At 66.8% G+C, this 15717-nt stretch carries 15 protein-coding genes, 1 tRNA gene and 1 pseudogene; 9 read left to right on the forward strand and 8 right to left on the reverse strand.

Annotated features, from left to right (window positions below):
• The first annotated feature begins 186 nt into the window (after positions 1-186).
• From SSA01S_RS16940 to rarD, 5 genes and pseudogenes are all read left to right on the forward strand, one after another.
• A complete protein-coding gene (locus SSA01S_RS16940; RefSeq protein ID WP_061781330.1) occupies positions 187-1482 on the forward strand; it encodes a 3-methyl-2-oxobutanoate dehydrogenase (2-methylpropanoyl-transferring) subunit alpha in 1296 nt (431 codons plus the stop codon).
• A gap of 211 nt (positions 1483-1693) precedes the next feature.
• On the forward strand, positions 1694-2701 hold the full coding sequence (locus SSA01S_RS16945) for an alpha-ketoacid dehydrogenase subunit beta (protein ID WP_061781342.1): 1008 nt from the start codon (positions 1694-1696) through the stop codon (positions 2699-2701).
• Between the two features lies 1 nt (position 2702).
• A pseudogene (locus SSA01S_RS16950) lies at positions 2703-3924 on the forward strand (dihydrolipoamide acetyltransferase family protein).
• 67 nt (positions 3925-3991) lie between these two features.
• On the forward strand, positions 3992-4222 hold the full coding sequence (locus SSA01S_RS16955; protein WP_061781331.1) for a hypothetical protein: 231 nt from the start codon (positions 3992-3994) through the stop codon (positions 4220-4222).
• A 44-nt stretch (positions 4223-4266) separates the two neighbouring features.
• On the forward strand, positions 4267-5160 hold the full coding sequence (rarD, locus tag SSA01S_RS16960; protein WP_061781332.1) for an EamA family transporter RarD: 894 nt from the start codon (positions 4267-4269) through the stop codon (positions 5158-5160).
• 24 nt (positions 5161-5184) lie between these two features.
• Here the strand turns inward: rarD and SSA01S_RS16965 are convergent, their stop codons facing one another.
• Both SSA01S_RS16965 and SSA01S_RS16970 read right to left on the reverse strand, forming a co-directional pair.
• Positions 5185-5964, reverse strand: coding sequence for an SDR family NAD(P)-dependent oxidoreductase (locus SSA01S_RS16965; protein ID WP_061781333.1), 780 nt, complete (start codon positions 5962-5964; stop codon positions 5185-5187).
• A gap of 22 nt (positions 5965-5986) precedes the next feature.
• Positions 5987-7414, reverse strand: coding sequence for a glucoamylase family protein (locus tag SSA01S_RS16970; RefSeq protein WP_061781334.1), 1428 nt, complete (start codon positions 7412-7414; stop codon positions 5987-5989).
• Positions 7415-7992: 578 nt separating this feature from the next.
• Between SSA01S_RS16970 and SSA01S_RS16975 the strand changes: the two genes are divergently transcribed.
• Positions 7993-8760 carry an enoyl-CoA hydratase/isomerase family protein gene (locus SSA01S_RS16975; protein ID WP_061781335.1) on the forward strand — a complete coding sequence of 256 codons (768 nt, stop codon included), beginning with the start codon at positions 7993-7995 and terminating at the stop codon, positions 8758-8760.
• 31 nt (positions 8761-8791) lie between these two features.
• Here SSA01S_RS16975 and SSA01S_RS16980 read toward each other — a convergent pair whose 3' ends face one another.
• The 3 genes from SSA01S_RS16980 to SSA01S_RS16990 all read right to left on the reverse strand — a co-directional run bounded on the left by SSA01S_RS16980 (position 8792) and on the right by SSA01S_RS16990 (position 11005).
• Positions 8792-9013, reverse strand: coding sequence for a DUF1289 domain-containing protein (locus SSA01S_RS16980; RefSeq protein WP_058716795.1), 222 nt, complete (start codon positions 9011-9013; stop codon positions 8792-8794).
• A gap of 9 nt (positions 9014-9022) precedes the next feature.
• Positions 9023-10453: a DEAD/DEAH box helicase gene (locus tag SSA01S_RS16985; RefSeq protein WP_061781336.1), complete on the reverse strand. Its 1431-nt coding sequence runs from the start codon at positions 10451-10453 to the stop codon at positions 9023-9025.
• Between the two features lie 135 nt (positions 10454-10588).
• On the reverse strand, positions 10589-11005 hold the full coding sequence (locus SSA01S_RS16990) for a hypothetical protein (protein ID WP_156477899.1): 417 nt from the start codon (positions 11003-11005) through the stop codon (positions 10589-10591).
• A 104-nt stretch (positions 11006-11109) separates the two neighbouring features.
• Between SSA01S_RS16990 and SSA01S_RS16995 the strand changes: the two genes are divergently transcribed.
• From SSA01S_RS16995 to SSA01S_RS17005, 3 genes are all read left to right on the forward strand, one after another.
• Positions 11110-12534, forward strand: a complete 1425-nt coding sequence (locus SSA01S_RS16995) for an FAD-binding oxidoreductase (protein WP_170171578.1) — start codon at positions 11110-11112, stop codon at positions 12532-12534.
• Between the two features lie 75 nt (positions 12535-12609).
• Positions 12610-13383, forward strand: coding sequence for a SapC family protein (locus tag SSA01S_RS17000; protein WP_061781343.1), 774 nt, complete (start codon positions 12610-12612; stop codon positions 13381-13383).
• Between the two features lie 4 nt (positions 13384-13387).
• A complete protein-coding gene (locus SSA01S_RS17005; protein WP_061781339.1) occupies positions 13388-13927 on the forward strand; it encodes a cytochrome b in 540 nt (179 codons plus the stop codon).
• Positions 13928-13984: 57 nt separating this feature from the next.
• Here SSA01S_RS17005 and SSA01S_RS17010 read toward each other — a convergent pair whose 3' ends face one another.
• From SSA01S_RS17010 to SSA01S_RS17015, 3 genes are all read right to left on the reverse strand, one after another.
• Positions 13985-14293, reverse strand: a complete 309-nt coding sequence (locus SSA01S_RS17010; protein ID WP_061781340.1) for a hypothetical protein — start codon at positions 14291-14293, stop codon at positions 13985-13987.
• Positions 14288-14366, reverse strand: a tRNA-OTHER gene (locus SSA01S_RS19655). Before SSA01S_RS19655 ends, SSA01S_RS17010 begins: the two co-directional genes overlap by 6 nt.
• Before the next feature lie 487 nt (positions 14367-14853).
• Positions 14854-15702, reverse strand: a complete 849-nt coding sequence (locus SSA01S_RS17015) for an N-formylglutamate amidohydrolase (protein WP_061781341.1) — start codon at positions 15700-15702, stop codon at positions 14854-14856.
• Positions 15703-15717 lie beyond the last annotated feature (15 nt).

Genomic DNA, 15717 nt, shown 5'->3' on the forward strand with positions numbered 1-15717 from the left:
TAGCGGGACACCCCTCCGTCAGGCCTGACGGCCTGCCACCTCCCCTGCCAGGGGAGGAATGATAAACGCCATGATCCGACATGTTTGGCCGGTAGATGCCCCCAAAATGCGCTTGAAATAAAATTCCATACGGTTGAAAGATAGCAACGACCCGAGCGGAATCGGGCGAAGCGTTGAGGAGAGAGCATGGCCGTGCCGCCAGAAGGCATTTCGCGCGCCAACCTGGCCCCGTTGCAGCTGCACGTCCCTGAGCCGAAATTCCGGCCGGGCGATGCGGTCGACTTCGCCAGTGTCGAGGTTCCGCCCGCCGGTGCCCAGCGCCGCCCGGACACCGCCGCGCCCGCCGACAGCTTCCATGAACTCGCCTATACGCTGGTCCGCGTGCTGGATGACGAGGGCCGCGCGGTCGGTCCCTGGGACCCCAAGCTCTCGCCTGACGGCCTGCGCCGGATGCTGCGCCACATGGTGCTGCTCCGCGCCTTCGACGAGCGCATGTTCCGCGCCCAGCGGCAGGGCAAGACCAGCTTCTACATGAAGGCCCTGGGCGAGGAGGCGGTCGCCGTCGCCGCCGCCCACGCGCTGGATTATGAGGATATGTGCTTCCCCTCCTATCGCCAGCAGGGGCTGTTGATCGCGCGCGACTGGTCGCTGGTCGACATGATGAACCAGATCTATTCCAACAGCGCGGATCGGCTGGGCGGCAAGCAGCTGCCCATCATGTATTCCGCCAAGGAAGCCGGTTTCTTCTCGATCTCGGGCAATCTGACCACGCAGTACCCCCAGGCGGTGGGCTGGGCGATGGCCTCGGCCGCCAAGGGCGACACCCGCATCGCCGCCGTGTGGTGCGGTGAAGGCTCGACGGCGGAAGGCGACTTCCACTCGGCCTGCACCTTCGCCGCCGTCTACCGCGCGCCGGTCGTCATGAACGTCGTCAATAACCAGTGGGCGATTTCCAGCTTCTCCGGTTTCGCGGGCGCCGAGGCGACGACCTTTGCCGCGCGGGCGATCGGCTATGGCATTGCGGGCCTTCGGGTCGACGGCAATGATGCGCTGGCGGTCTATGCCGCCACCCAATGGGCCGCCGAGCGGGCGCGGACCAATCAGGGCGCGACGCTGATCGAGCATTTCACCTATCGCACCGAAGGCCACTCCACCTCGGATGATCCGACGCAATATCGCTCGGCGGGCGAGCCGACGGCGTGGCCGCTGGGCGATCCGATCCGGCGGTTGAAGGATCACCTGATCGGCCTGGGCGAGTGGGACGAAGAGCGCCACGCGACCCAGGACCGCGAAGTCGCCGAGGAAGTCCGCGCCGCGCAAAAGGCGGCCGAGGCGAACGGTATTCTCGGCCACGGCCTGCACCAGCCGCTCGACAGCCTGTTCGACGGCGTGTTCGAGGAGATGCCCTGGCATTTGCGCGAGCAGCGCCAGCAGATGCTCGACGAGGAAGAAGCGAGCGGACGGCCATGGGCGCGGAAGTGACGGCCGTCGCCTGTTCCCCGGCGAAGGCCGGGGTCCAGTCGCCTCGCAGCTTGTGGCGCGCCAAGCCGCCGCGTGGGAGGCAAACCGCCGCGCGCCGCCGCGATGACACCGCAACTGGACCCCGGCCTTCGCCGGGGACCGGTGCTGGTAAGGGTTCTGTGCTGTGAACGAAGTCACCGAAACCGTGCCCGAAACGGGCGAAACCACCCGCATGAACATGATCCAGGCGATCAACTCCGCCATGGACGTGGTCATGGCGCGGGACCCGGATGTGGTCGTGATGGGCGAGGATGTCGGCTATTTCGGCGGAGTCTTCCGCGCCACCGCTGGCCTGCAGAAGAAATACGGCAAGACCCGCGTGTTCGACACGCCGATCACCGAATGCGGCATCATCGGCGTCGCGGTCGGCATGGGCGCGTACGGCCTGCGCCCGGTCCCCGAGATCCAGTTCGCCGACTATATCTACCCCGCGCTCGACCAGCTGGTCAGCGAGGCGGCGCGGCTGCGCTATCGCTCGGCGGGGGAGTTCACCGCGCCGATCACCGTGCGCTCGCCGTTCGGCGGCGGTATCTTCGGCGGGCAGACGCACAGCCAGAGTCCCGAAGGCATCTTCACGCACGTTTCCGGCATCAAGACGGTGATCCCCGCCACTCCGTATGACGCCAAGGGCCTGCTGATCGCCGCGATCGAGGACAATGACCCCGTCCTCTTCTTCGAGCCCAAGCGCATCTATAACGGCCCGTTCAACGGCCATTGGGATCGCCCGGCGGAGAACTGGTCCAAGCATCCCGGCGGCGAGGTGCCGACCGGCTATTACCGCATCCCGCTGGGCAAGGCGGCGACGGTGCGCGCAGGCGAGGCGGTGACGATCCTGTGCTACGGCACGATGGTCCATGTCTGCGCCGCCGTGGTCGCCGATATGGGCGTCGATGCCGAGATCATCGACCTGCGCACGCTCGTACCGCTCGACATCGAGGCGATCGAGGAATCGGTGAAGAAGACCGGCCGCTGCATGATCGTGCACGAAGCGACGCGCACCGGCGGGTACGGCGCGGAGCTGTCCGCGCTGGTGCAGGAACGCTGTTTCTACCATCTCGAAGCGCCGATCGCGCGCGTGACCGGCTTCGACACGCCCTATCCGCACAGCCTGGAATGGGCCTATTTCCCCGGCCCGGTCCGTATCGGCCAGGCGCTCAAGACCTTGTTGAAGGACGCCTGACATGGCTCGTTTCACCTTCCGCCTGCCCGATATCGGCGAAGGCATCTCCGAGGCCGAAATCGTCGCCTGGCATGTCAAGCTGGGCGATCGGGTCGAGGAGGATCAGTCGGTCGCTGACATGATGACCGACAAGGCGACGGTCGAGATGGAGTCGCCCGTGTCCGGCACGATCGTCGAGCTGGCAGGCGAAGTCGGCGACCAGGTGCCGATCGGATCGGCGCTGATGGTGATCGAGACCGATGCGGTCGAGGAAGCGGTCTCGCCCGCGACCGACGAATCGGTCTTGGAAGCCGAAAACCCTGGCGTCGAAGAAGCGCAATCTCCCTCTCCCCTTGTGGGAGAGGGAGCAGAAGAAGGTGCTCGCCTCGCCCGCCGTCCGCGCCCGGGCGCAGGATCTGGGAGTCGATCTCAGCAGCGTGAAGCCCGCCGAGGACGATCGCATTCGCCATTCCGACCTCGACGCCTTCCTGCGTTACGGCTCGGGCCAGGGCTATACTCCTGCGCGTGCCCCACGCGCCGACGAAGCGGTGCGCGTCATCGGCATGCGCCGCCGCATCGCCGAGAACATGGCCGCGTCCAAGCGCGCCATCCCGCACTTCACCTATGTCGAGGAAATCGACGTCACCGCGCTGGAAGAGACGCGTGCGCAGCTGAACGCCGGGCGGGGCAACCGACCCAAGCTGACCATGCTGCCGCTCCTCATCGTCGCGATCTGCAAGACGTTGCCCGACTTCCCGATGCTCAACGCGCGTTATGACGACGAAGCGGGCGTGGTGAACCGGTCGGGCGCGGTGCATATGGGCATGGCGACCCAGACCCCCGCCGGGCTGATGGTTCCGGTCATCCGCAACGCCGAGAGCCGCAACGTCTGGCAACTCGCGACCGAGATCGGCCGTCTGGCCGAGGCCGCCCGCGCGGGCAGCATCGCCAGCGGCGATATGGGTGGCGGCACGATCACCCTGACCTCGCTGGGGCCGCTCGGCGGCATCGCGACGACGCCGGTCATCAACCGGCCGGAGGTCGCGATCATCGGCCCGAACCGCATCGTCGAGCGGCCCGTCTTCCGCTCCGACGGGCGCGGCGGCGAGACGATCGCGCGCGCCAAGCTGATGAACCTGTCGATCAGCTGCGACCACCGGGTCGTCGATGGCTATGACGCGGCCAGCTATGTTCAGGCGTTGAAGCGGCTGCTGGAAACGCCGGTGATGCTGTTCGCGGATTGAGGCTCCGCCCTCGCCCTGAACCCAATCCCGCCCTCCTGCGTCCTGTCTCTCAAGGCAGGAGGATGTCATGCGCGGAATGACGGCGGGTTCGCTCGAAGTGACGTCGGACGGGACGGTGCGCGGAATGGTCGGTGGCGACGTCCTTGTCGCCTCCGGTGTCCATGCGACGATCAAGGCCATGGTCGCGGGCGATGTCATTGTCGAGCGCGGCGCCTCGGTGCGGATTACCGGTATGGTATCGGGCCGCGTCGTCAATCTGGGCGGCGCGGTCGAGATGAGGGGCATGGTCGCCGGGTGACTCCCGGCTTGCCATCCGCATCCCGAGCGTGAACAGGGGGCGGCATGACAACCGCTTCATCTGCGCGTACCGGACTGTTGCTGGGCATCGGCGCCTATGTCAGCTGGGGCATCCTGCCGCTGTACCTCAAGCTGTTGAAGGGCGTCCCCGCGCTTCAGGTACTGGCGCATCGCATCCTGTGGTCGCTGTTGCTGCTCGCAGTGGTTGTGCTGGTCGCGCGGCGCGGCAAAGCCATTGTCGCGGCAGCGCGAGGCCGCACCTTGCTGCTGCTCTGCGCCAGTGCCGCGCTGATCGCGGTCAACTGGCTGGTCTATATCTGGTCGGTCCAGAACAACCATGTGCTGGAGGCGAGCCTCGGCTATTTCATCAATCCGCTGGTCAATGTCGGGCTGGGCGTCGCCTTGCTGGGCGAGCGGATTCGCCGGATGCAGGCGGTGGCGGTGGGCATCGCCGCCATCGGCGTGGTCGTGCTGGCGGTCAGCGGGGGCGGGTCGATCGGCATTTCGCTGGCACTGGCCTTGTCGTTCGGCTTCTACGGCTTTGTCCGCAAGATTGCGGCGATCGATGCGCTGGGCGGCCTGACGGTCGAAACGCTGCTGCTCGCCGCCCCTGCGCTGTTCGTGCTGCTCCAGGCGAGCGGTGACGGCACGGCGGCGTTCGGGGTGGACCGGCATCTCGACATGCTGCTGATCCTGGCGGGCGCGGTGACGGCGGCGCCGCTGCTGATGTTCGCGGCGGCGGCGCGGCGGATGCGCTATGCGACGCTCGGCCTGCTGCAATATATCGCCCCGACCCTGCAATTCGCGCAGGCCGTGCTGCTGTTCGGCGAGCCGCTCAAGCCCGTCCACATCGTGACCTTCGTGCTGATCTGGACGGGATGCGCGCTCTACGCCTTCGACAGCGTGCGGGGGAGCCGGACGCCGGTGACGGCGGAATAGGTTCGCGCGGAGACGCCAACGAACCTATTTCCGCCCGCTCTGTAATTTCGCCACCGCCCGCCGTAACACTCCGCGCGGCGCGATCCGCGTGCTGACGGCGGTCAGCCGGTTGAGCAGCCCGGACACCATCACCGCCTGTCCCCGCTCCAGCGCCGCCAGGCCGTCGCGCACCACCTGTTCGGACGTACCCGCAAACCGCTCGAACATCGGCGTCTCGGCCATGCCCGCGATATCGGCGAACTCGGTCCTGGTCGGCCCGGGGCAGAGCGCGGTGACGGTGACACCGCGACCCTTCACCTCCTCATGCAGCGCCTCGGAAAAGTGCAGCACGAACGCCTTGCTGGCATAATAGACTGCCATATAGGGCCCTGGCTGAAAGGCGGCGGTGGACGCGACGTTCAGTACGGCGCCTCGCCCCCGCGCCAGCATCGGCGGCAGCAGCGCATGGGTGAGCGTGACGAGCGCGCGGACGTTGAGGTCGATCATCCCCGTTTGCGTCACCAGATCGCTCTCGGTAAAGTCGCCCAGCGCGCCGAAGCCCGCATTGTTGATCAGCGTGTCGATCGACAGCCCCCTGTCGGCGATGCCGTCGAGCAGCGCCTTCACCCCCTCCGGCTGGCTCAGATCGGCGGAGACGACATGCACCTCCACCCCCGGCCGCTGGCCCAGCTCGCTCGCCAGCGCCGCCAGCCGGTCGGTCCGCCGGGCGGTCAGGACCAGGGTTACCGGCTTCCTCGCCAGCGCTCGCGCGAAATCCGCGCCCAGCCCGGCCGAGGCGCCGGTAATCAGGATGGTGTCGGGCATCGCGGCCTCCCTTGGGCGGCGACTATCCCTTCAGCCAGCCGCCGGTGAATCCTGCCCTTAGCAATCCCCGTCGCAGATGCGGGTTCCGTCGCATCGTGTTCCAGATCAGGCCGGTGCGGTGATTCTCGATCATCGCGACGATCGGACCCTGGTCGATGCCCAGATAATCCTTGTCGACCCAGCCGACGCCCTGGACGATCTCGCCATGTTTCAACGGCTCGTCGGGTTTGGTCAGCGTCGGGTTGAACGCGTCGAGGAAGCCATATTTGCCATAGATGCCCGCGCCATAGCGGTCGTGCATCGCCTTGATCGCGGGCATGACGATATCGGGGGCGAAGGCGATCGATCCGGCGGCGGCTGTCGGGGCCAATGTGCCGTCGTCGCGCTCGCCGGGTCCTCGCGCCGAATAGCTGAAGAACTCGCGGCGGACGCCGTCGATCGTCTGGGTGAAATCCCCCGGCCCGTCGCACGCGGTCAGTCCCCAGATGTCGGAGCCATAGGCGGCCCAGCGGCCCGGATTTGCGATGGCATAGCGTTGCTGGGCATAGGTGGCGCGGCGGCTATTCTCGAAATAGTCGATGCCCTTGGTCGCCATATAGCCGTCGCGGATGCCTTTGAAATCGACCCAGACGTGGCTGTACTGGTGGCCGAAGAGGGGCGCGAACTGCAGATGCGGCTCGCCCCAGCGCGAGCCCCAGCTCGGCTCGAACCGCTCGGTCCAGGCCTGCCATGTACCATCGGGCAGCGGATGGGTGGGGGAGCCCAGCGCCAGCAGATAGAGCAGCATCGACTCGTTATAGGCATTCCAATCGGCGTTGATGAACCCCGTCTCCGGCAGCCATCCCATCGAGACGAAGGGCATGCGCGGCCTGATCCAGGTCCAGTCGACCGCGCCGTAGATCTGGTCGACCAGCGCGCGGATGCGCACTTCGTCGGGGTGATCGCCATCGAACCAGCTCTGCGCGAACAACATGCCGCCCAAGAGCAGTGCGGTGTCGATCGTCGACAACTCGCACTTGGCGAAGCGCAGCCCCTTGGTCACGCCGAGGAAGTGGTAGAAAAAGCCCTTATAGCCGCTGAACCCGGTTTCGCCCGGTCCTTGCGGCGCATTGGCGAAAAAGGTCAGCGTGGTCAGCGTACGGGCGCGCGCTTCCTCCCGCGTGATCCAGCCATTGACCACGCCGACCGGATAGGCGGTCAACGCAAAGCCTACCGCCGCGATCGAGGCGAAGGAGGGCGTCGGCCAGCGATCGGGCGCCAGGCCGGTATCGGCGTCGGTCGTTTCCCAGAAGAACCGAAAGCTGCGTTCCTGCAAGTCGCGGATCAGGTCGGGTTGCACCTGCGGAATGATGCGCGGGGCGGTCACCCGCCCCTGCGGCCCGGCACAGCCCGTCATCATGGCAGCGAGGCTGAGGCCGCCCAGATTCAGGACGCGGCGGCGGTCGTACATGGTCTCTCCTCGCTTCGTTTTTACGACTTGGCGGGCGGATGGGGCCCGGTCGTTACGGGGCGCAACCTAGCCGGAACGGCCCCCGCCGGGGAAGAGCGGGAGCGCCGCTGTCCGGCCCCTGGCATTGGCTGCTATTCCGGCACAAAATGCGCTCCGATTATAAGGAGTTGAGGGGCTGCCGACGTTTAATTGCCCGGCATCTCAAACGCGCCGGCTTAGAAAAAAATGTAACCGGTTACTGTACCATTCGGTCAAAAGGCCGAATCGGTCTTGCGACACGACACGCCCGATTCGAGCACAGCAAGGCATGACGACGATGAGTGGTGATCAAGGGGAGGGAAGGGGCGGCCCGCCTCCGGGCCGCCCGGCATCCTCTCCTGACACGGACCTGGCCCGCACCCCTGTCCTGTCCCGCCCTGTCATCGGCCGGTGATCATGACATGGGGCGCGCTTACCGCGTTCCGCCGGGGTCCCTCAAGCACGGTGTCGAGGACGATAACGCTTGTCCGTGCGCTGTGTCTTTCGAGCAACGGGTATGGCGCTAGTCAGCGGCGCTAAAGCCGGTTTAAGAGGGCGGCATGACTGTGAAAATTGATCTGGATGGCCCCGTCGCGGTCCTGACGCTACGGAATCCGCCCCATAATCATCTGGGGGTAGGAACCATTTCGGCTTTGGCGGATGCGTTTGAGGCGGTGGATGCCGATCCTGCGGTACGTTCGATCCTGCTTCGATCAGAGGGGCGGGTATTTTGTGCGGGCGCGGATCTGGTCAATGCCAATCCGGTCGCCGAACCGCTGCCGCCCGGCGTGCGCAGCCCCTTCTACATGGCGGCGGCGCGGCTGTTCGGCGTGCAGACCCCGGTCGTCGCGGCGGTACAGGGCGCGGCGGTGGGGGCGGGCCTGGGGCTGGCGCTGGTCGCCGACTTCCGCATCGCGACGCCCGAAGCGCGCTTCGTCGCCAATTTCGTGACGCTGGGCCTGCATCCGGGCTTTGGCATCTCAGCGGTGCTGGAGCGGGTGATCGGCCGACAGCGCGCCGCGCTGATGCTGCTGACCGGACGACGGATACGCGGAGAAGAGGCGGAGCGCTGGGGCCTGGTCGACCAACTGGTGTCCGCCGATGCGTTAAAGGCCACGGCGCTGGCCCTGGCGCATGAGATCGCGGCGGGCGCGCCGCTGGCGGTCGCGTCGACCCGGCGGACGCTGCGCGGCGACCTGCGTGCACTGGTCGAGGCGGCGACTGACCACGAACTCGCCGAACAGGCCAAGCTGATGCAGACCGAGGATTTCGCCGAAGGGGTACGGGCGGTGACCGAGCGGCGGCCGGGGCGGTTCGTCGGGCGATAGCGGTCCGCTTACGCGAAACGCAGGGCGGAACTTACCCCTTCCGCGCCGCCAGTTCGGCCTGACGCGCCGGCAGCGCCGCCAGGATCGCGCGGCGTTCCTCGGCGGGCTTGGCGCTCCAATTGGAGATTTCGCGGATCGTCCGCGCACAGCCCAGGCACCAGCCGGTGGCCTTGTCCATCGTGCAGACAAGCACGCACGGGCTGGCGAGACTGGCCGGTTGCGGTTCGACGAAGCTGATGATGTCGAGCGACATGACGCGCCGTCAGATCCCGAACGAAACCTTCAGGAAGTCCGGGATCGGGCCGTTCCAGCCGCCGTCATCGGGCGCCTCGTCTGCGTTCGAGCGGCGACGGTCGCGGCGATCGTCCCGGCGCGGTCCGCGCGGCTCCTCGAAGCGGGGCTGATCGCGACGCGGTTCTTCGCGGCGCGGCTCTTCGCGACGCACGCGCGCGGGACGGGTGCGGGGGGCTTCCTCGACCGTCTCGGTCTGGGCTTCCACCGTCTCGACCTCGGCCGGGCGGGCGCTGCGATCGCGACGCGTGCGACGGGCGGGACGCTCTTCCTCGGCGGGGGCAGGCAGTTCGAGGCGGTCGATCTTCTGGCCGGTCAGCTTCTCGATATTCTCGAGATTCTCGGCATCATCGGGCGCGACGAAGGTATAGGCGATGCCGGTCGCGCCGCCACGACCAGTGCGGCCGATGCGGTGGACATAATCGTCCGGGTGCCAGGGCGCATCGAAGTTGAACACATGGCTGACACCCTTGATGTCCAACCCGCGCGCCGCGACGTCGGAGGCGACCAGGATGTTGATGTCGCCGCGCTTGAACAGTTCCAGCTCGGCCAGACGCTGCGGCTGCTCCATGTCGCCATGGATTTCGCCCGAGCGGAAACCATGCTGCTTGAGCGACTTGTTCAGCTCGCGCACCGTCGTCTTGCGGTTGCAGAAGATGATCGCGGTGCGCACCTCTTCCTGCCCCAGCAACTGGCGCAGGCGCTTGCGCTTCTCGAACGACTGGGCGGCGACCGGCACCACGAACTGGGTGATGTTGATGTTGGTCGAGGCGGGACGCGCGACCTCGATCGTCTTGGGGTTTTCCAGGAACTTGTCGGCCAGCTTCTTGATCGGCGGCGGCATGGTCGCGGAGAACAACAGCGTCTGGCGCTGCGCGGGCAGCTTGGTGCAGATTTCCTCGATATCGGGGATGAACCCCATGTCGAGCATCCGGTCGGCCTCGTCGATGACCAGCATCGAGCAGCCGGTCAGCAGGATGTTGCCGCGCTGGAACAGGTCCATCAGGCGGCCCGGCGTCGCGATCAGCACGTCGACGCCCTTTTCCAGCGCCTTGATCTGGTCGCCCATCGACACGCCGCCGATCAGCAGCGCCATCGAAAGCTTCTGGCCGGCGCCGTATTTCTCGAAATTCTCGGCGACCTGCGCGGCGAGTTCGCGCGTCGGCTCCAGGATCAGGCTGCGCGGCATCCGGGCGCGGCTGCGGCCATGCGCCAGGATATCGATCATCGGCAGCACGAAGGCGGCGGTCTTACCCGTCCCCGTCTGTGCGATGCCGATGATGTCGCGCATCATCAGCACGGAAGGAATGGCGGAGGCCTGAATCGGCGTCGGCTCGGTATAGCCGGCGTCGTTGACCGCCTTCAGAAGTTCGTCGGAGAGGCCGAGATCGGCAAAGCTCATGCAGTTTTCCGAAATTTGACGCCAGGCGGGAATCGCCCCGCACGCGCCCAGCAGTTCTGCGCGCTTGCGGATTTGGCGGCGAAAGTCAAGTTTTCCACAGCCCCGGCGTCAGGAATTCGGCCGGTGGAGGGCGGTTCAGCGGGCCGGAACCAGCGCCCGGAACCGTTCGATCTCACAGGTCCGGCCCGCCCGGGTGCGGATCGGATCGCGACCGGCACAAATCTGTCCGTCGGGACCGGGGCGGATATAGAAGCTGGAATAATAATCGATCTGACGGCAGGCGCGGACCAGTCGCGCGCGGACCCGCTTGTTGCCGGTCAGGACGATGTCGACCGCACCTTCCTCGGCCGGAAGCGCGCCGGCCAGCTGCTGCGCGGGGATGCAGCGGGGACCTTTCCGCTCCTTCCACCGTGTCGGGGCGGGGGACGGTGCGGTGCGGGGCACACGGATCACGACATGCTCGCGAATGACCATCTGCGCATAATGGACCGGCGGACCGGACATCGGAATCGGGTTTGCCGCCCCCAAAAGGGCGGGCGTCGTCAGCGTCATCAGGGCGATGGCGGCAAGGTTTCGATGGCGGCGCGGCATGTCTTGGCCTGTCTTCATACGCCGTATCGTTGAACGCTTTATGAACCTGGCCTAGTCGAATCCGCATGAACCCTGCCCAGACCGCCTTTCTGGAAGCCCTGCGTCCCGTTTTGGGGCCCAAGGGCATCATCACCGACCCCGCGCTGATTGCGCCGTGGGAGATCGACTGGCGCCGCCGCTTTTCGGGGCATGCGCCCGCCATCATCGCCCCCGCCGATACTGGGCAGGTGCAGGCGGTGCTGCGCGCGGCGGTCGAACACTGCGTGTCGCTGGTGCCGCAGGGGGGCAACAGCTCGATGGTCGGCGGCGCGACACCACCCGCCGACGGATCGGCGCTGATCCTGTCGACGCGGCGGATGAACCGAATCCGGCGAATTGATGCCGGGGCGGGCATGGTCGTGGCCGAGGCGGGGGTGATCCTGGCCGATCTCCACGCCGCCGCCGAAGCGGAGGGCGCGCGCTTTCCCCTGACCCTGGGGGCGAAGGGCAATGCGACGGTCGGCGGCCTGGTCTCCACCAATGCGGGGGGCACACAGGTGCTGCGCTTCGGGACCATGCGCGGTCTGACCCTGGGTATCGAAGCGGTGCTTCCCGACGGATCGCTCCATGACGGTCTGTCGGCGTTGAAGAAGGATAATCGCGGCTATGATCTCGGCCAGTTGCTGATCGGCGCGGAGGGGACGCTGGGGATCGTCACCGCCGCCGCGCTGCGGCTGGCACCCGGCATCGCCCGGTCGGCGACTGCCTGGGTCGGGCTGTCCGATCCCGGCGCAGGGCTGACCCTGTTGCGCCGGTTGCAGGCGGCGAGCGACATGATCGAGAGCTTCGAGATCCTGCCCGCCGAAAGCCTGGCCGCCGCCATCGCGCATCTGCCCGGCGCGCGGAGCCCGCTGGAGGGCGCACACCCCTGGCATGTCTTGATCGAGGCGGTCACGGGCGACGCGCACGCCGATCCGACCACGATGCTGGAGACGCAACTCGCCCGCGCGATCGAGGACGGGGTGGTCGCCGATGCGGTGATCGCCGCATCGCAGGCGCAATCCGAGGCATTCTGGCTGCTCCGCCATTCGCTGTCCGACGCCGAGCGCGCGCTCGGCCCGGCGGTGCAGCACGACATCGCGGTTCCCGTCGATGCCATGCCGCGCTTCATGGTGGAGGCGGCGGCGACCTGCGATGCGCGCTTCCCCGGCACCCATGCCTCGGGTTTCGGGCATCTGGGCGACGGCAATATCCACTTCCACGTCCGCGCCGCCCCCGGCACCGATCGCGACCGTTTCTATGCCGAGGATGCCGCGACCATCACCCGCTTCGTCCATGACCTGGTGACGGCGGCGGGGGGCACCATCTCGGCCGAGCACGGCATCGGCCAGATGAAGCGCGACGAACTCGCCCGCCTCTCGCCCGAGCGGGTCGCGGCGATCCGCGCCATCAAGACGGCGCTCGATCCGCACGGTCTGTTCAATCCCGGCAAGCTCGTCGCTTGCGCATAAGGCCCCGGGCCCATAGACACGGGGCCACGACGCGCGGCCGGGGGGCTCGCGTGGACGAGTTTTTTGGAGATCATCATGGCCAGCGCGCCGTCCCTTCCCCTTTTCTATAACGGCCTGGAGCCGCTTTCGAGCGAGGCTCACGCCAATTTCAAGGTCCGTCCGCAGGAGACGGCGCCGTTTCTGGTCGGGCAGCACGCGATCCCCGTGACCGTCGACGAATTCCCGCTGGTCCAGCGTTTCATGCCGATCGTCTTCTCGGTCGGCGACCAGCCGATCCCGCTGGCGCTGATGGGCCTGAACGAGGGCGTGAACGTCTTCGTCGACGACGAGGGCCGCCTGAGCGAGCCGAACTTCTACGTCCCGGCCTATATCCGCCGCTATCCGTACATGCTGGCGCGCCTGCGGCCTGAGTCGGAAGAGTTGTCGCTGTGCTTCGACCCGACCTCGCCGACCATCGGCGCGTTCGATGAGGGCGAGGCGCTGTTCGACGGCAACCAGCCCAGCGAGCTGACCAAGAACATCCTGTCGTTCAACGAATCGTTCGAGCAGGCCGGAGCGCGCACCCAGAACTTCATGACCGAACTGGCCGAGATGGGCCTGCTGATGGACGGCGAAGTCTCGATCCAGCCGGAAGGCGCCGATCAGCCCTTCGTCTATCGCGGTTTCCAGATGATCAACGAGGAAAAGCTGGTCGACCTGCGCGGCGACCAGCTGCGCAAGATGAGCCAGTCGGGCATGTTGCCGCTGCTCTATGCGCATCTCTTCTCGCTCTCGCTGATGCGCGACATCTTCGCGCGCCAGGCGCAGCAGGGCAAGATGCCGCAGCCCCAGCTCCAGCCGCTGGGTTGATGTGATGCGCGGGCAGGCCTTCTCCAGTCCGCGCTACAGCCGGGTCGCGATCGTCTTTCACTGGACGATCGCGGCCCTGGTCGTGGCCAATCTGGCCATCGGGCTGCTCCATGAGAGCCTGTTGCCCGGCACCATTCCGCTGCACATGGCCATCGGCCTGACCGTGCTGGCGCTGACCGCCGCGCGGATCGTCTGGCGCCTGGGCCATCGCCCGCCGCCCCTGCCCGCCGAAATCCCGAGCTGGGCCCGGGGGAGTGCCCATGCACTGCACAGCTTGCTCTATGTCCTGATGATCGTCATGCCGCTGACCGGCTGGGCGATGGGATCGGGCCGCGACGTGCCGCGCCCCGTCAGCTGGTTCGGCCTGTTCGACGTGCCGCCCCTGCCGATCGGCAAGGCCGCGGGGCATTTCGGGCACGAGGCGCATGAAATCTTGGGCTGGGCGATGTTGGTACTGGTCGCGATCCATGTCGCGGCGGCACTGCGCCACCATTATCTGCTGCGCGATGGCCTGATCGCCCGGATGAGCCTGCGGCGGCGCTGAGCCCGTTCGTCGAGTTTTTCCACGAGCCCCTGATTGCCCCGGTCGTGGACCGGGGCTTTAGGATCGGCGCAGGCGGATCAGAAGCCAAACCGCAACTACATTGATGACGGCCGCCGCAAGCGCAATCCATAACAAACTGAGGCGGCGTTCGTGGTCCGTAGGGCAGCTATGCCCCATCTCAGGCAGACAATCGCCCATGAGCGGACCAAGCATGATCATGCTGGCCAACAGCCAAATTGTGACCGTCAGCACAACCCCTAAACCTAAATAGCTCCGCATCTGTGTCATCTCCCGACCGCTCGGAATGACCGCCTTCAGGCGGATGCCAAACCGCCTGCTACGTCTGGGGTGGGCGAAGATTGCCAACGGCAGGGGATCGAACCCGCACCTGTTTCCAGGACCGCTGTAGCGATACGTCTACCAATTCCGTCACGCTGGCTTGTGCAGTGTAACGGACGACAAGACAGCGAGCAAAGTCCGGATTTTGGGCGTTCGCGGAATGGCTGTTGGTCGTAAATCGCTGTCATAGGTCGGTACTGGTCGAGCCAATCCGCCTTTTTGAGGCGTGGGGTGCATCCGTCCTGATTGCGCCTGACAAGCTGACCGCACATTTACAAGCCGGGTGATCAAGGCGAGTCAGCATTGACCGTTTCTGGCCGATTGCAATCCGCCACTGTGCGAAGCAAGCCAGCCCGCAGCCCCCACAACCATAGGTCCCGTCCAAGCCTGCGCACCGCTTCCGCCACCACCCGTTACGAAAAAATGACGAATTGCGGGGGCGGGGGTTGAACCAAATAGGCCCCTTCTTATTTATACCAGTACGACATCGTGTCCCCCCTTTCGCGGTGTCGTGCGACACGCTTTCAGCGTGTCTCCTCCCTGAACCTTGGCCACCTCGCGCTCTCCCCCTTGCGCGAGGTGGTTTTTTATTCGGCGGCGAGCGTCGCGGGTTGGCCCATCGCTTCGGTGGCGAGTGCGGCCAGGATGCGGCGTACCAGCAGCACGGTCGCGTCGAAGCCCGGCCCCGGCGCCTCCAGCGCCGCATCCAGATAAAGCGAGCGGTCGAGCTCCAGCTGCACGGCATGGATGCCGCGCCGGGGATCGCCATGCCGCTCGACGATATACCCCCCGGCATAAGGCGCATTGCGGGTGATCGCGATCCCTGCGCCGCGCGCCTCCACCTCGATCCGGCGGACGAAGCGGGGCGCGGCGGTCGTCCCATGCCGGTCGCCGATCACCACACGCGGGACGAGCCCCGGAGCCCCGAGCGGCGGCATCGAATGCAGGTCGAGCAGCACGGCCATCCCATAACGCGCCCGCGTGGCCGCAAGTCGCTCGGCCAGCGCCTGGTGATAGGGTCGGTGGTCGCTTTCGATCCGGGCCACCATCTCGGCATCGCCGAACCGCCGCGTCCAGATATCGCCATGGCCCGCCACCCGGCGCGGCACCAGTCCCAGCCCGCTGCGCAGCTTGGTCGAGGCACGGGCCCCCACCCGAGCGCCCTCATCGATCAGCGGGTCGCGCTCCCGCTCGTCGCGGTTCAGGTCGATCCAGGCGCGCGGGGTGGACTGGACCAGCATCGGCTCGATACTGCGCGCGGCCTCGCCCACCAGATCGACCAGCCGGTCCTCCAGCGCCATGACGGCCGACAGCGGCACCCGCAGGTCGTCCGTCATGCCCGGCGGATAGGCACGGCCGCCATGTGGGACCGAGATCACGACCGGCCCCTCGCCATCAAGGCTTTGAAAACACGCGCCGGGGATCGCTTGGGCCATGATCCTGACCCTAGG

Source organism: Sphingomonas sanguinis NBRC 13937, from assembly GCF_001591005.1.
Classification (GTDB): Bacteria; Pseudomonadota; Alphaproteobacteria; order Sphingomonadales; family Sphingomonadaceae; genus Sphingomonas; species Sphingomonas sanguinis.

Excerpts from the sequence above, each read along its gene's own strand:
- SSA01S_RS16940 (WP_061781330.1), top strand. The coding sequence starts at position 187 with ATGGCCGTGCCGCCAGAAGGCATTTCGCGCGCCAACCTGGCCCCGTTG.
- SSA01S_RS16945 (WP_061781342.1), top strand. The coding sequence starts at position 1,694 with ATGAACATGATCCAGGCGATCAACTCCGCCATGGACGTGGTCATGGCG.
- SSA01S_RS16955 (WP_061781331.1), top strand. The coding sequence starts at position 3,992 with ATGCGCGGAATGACGGCGGGTTCGCTCGAAGTGACGTCGGACGGGACG.
- rarD (WP_061781332.1), top strand. The coding sequence starts at position 4,267 with ATGACAACCGCTTCATCTGCGCGTACCGGACTGTTGCTGGGCATCGGC.
- SSA01S_RS16965 (WP_061781333.1), bottom strand. The coding sequence starts at position 5,964 with ATGCCCGACACCATCCTGATTACCGGCGCCTCGGCCGGGCTGGGCGCG.
- SSA01S_RS16970 (WP_061781334.1), bottom strand. The coding sequence starts at position 7,414 with ATGTACGACCGCCGCCGCGTCCTGAATCTGGGCGGCCTCAGCCTCGCT.
- SSA01S_RS16975 (WP_061781335.1), top strand. The coding sequence starts at position 7,993 with ATGACTGTGAAAATTGATCTGGATGGCCCCGTCGCGGTCCTGACGCTA.
- SSA01S_RS16980 (WP_058716795.1), bottom strand. The coding sequence starts at position 9,013 with ATGTCGCTCGACATCATCAGCTTCGTCGAACCGCAACCGGCCAGTCTC.
- SSA01S_RS16985 (WP_061781336.1), bottom strand. The coding sequence starts at position 10,453 with ATGAGCTTTGCCGATCTCGGCCTCTCCGACGAACTTCTGAAGGCGGTC.
- SSA01S_RS16990 (WP_156477899.1), bottom strand. The coding sequence starts at position 11,005 with ATGACGCTGACGACGCCCGCCCTTTTGGGGGCGGCAAACCCGATTCCG.
- SSA01S_RS16995 (WP_170171578.1), top strand. The coding sequence starts at position 11,110 with ATGAACCCTGCCCAGACCGCCTTTCTGGAAGCCCTGCGTCCCGTTTTG.
- SSA01S_RS17000 (WP_061781343.1), top strand. The coding sequence starts at position 12,610 with ATGGCCAGCGCGCCGTCCCTTCCCCTTTTCTATAACGGCCTGGAGCCG.
- SSA01S_RS17005 (WP_061781339.1), top strand. The coding sequence starts at position 13,388 with ATGCGCGGGCAGGCCTTCTCCAGTCCGCGCTACAGCCGGGTCGCGATC.
- SSA01S_RS17015 (WP_061781341.1), bottom strand. The coding sequence starts at position 15,702 with ATGGCCCAAGCGATCCCCGGCGCGTGTTTTCAAAGCCTTGATGGCGAG.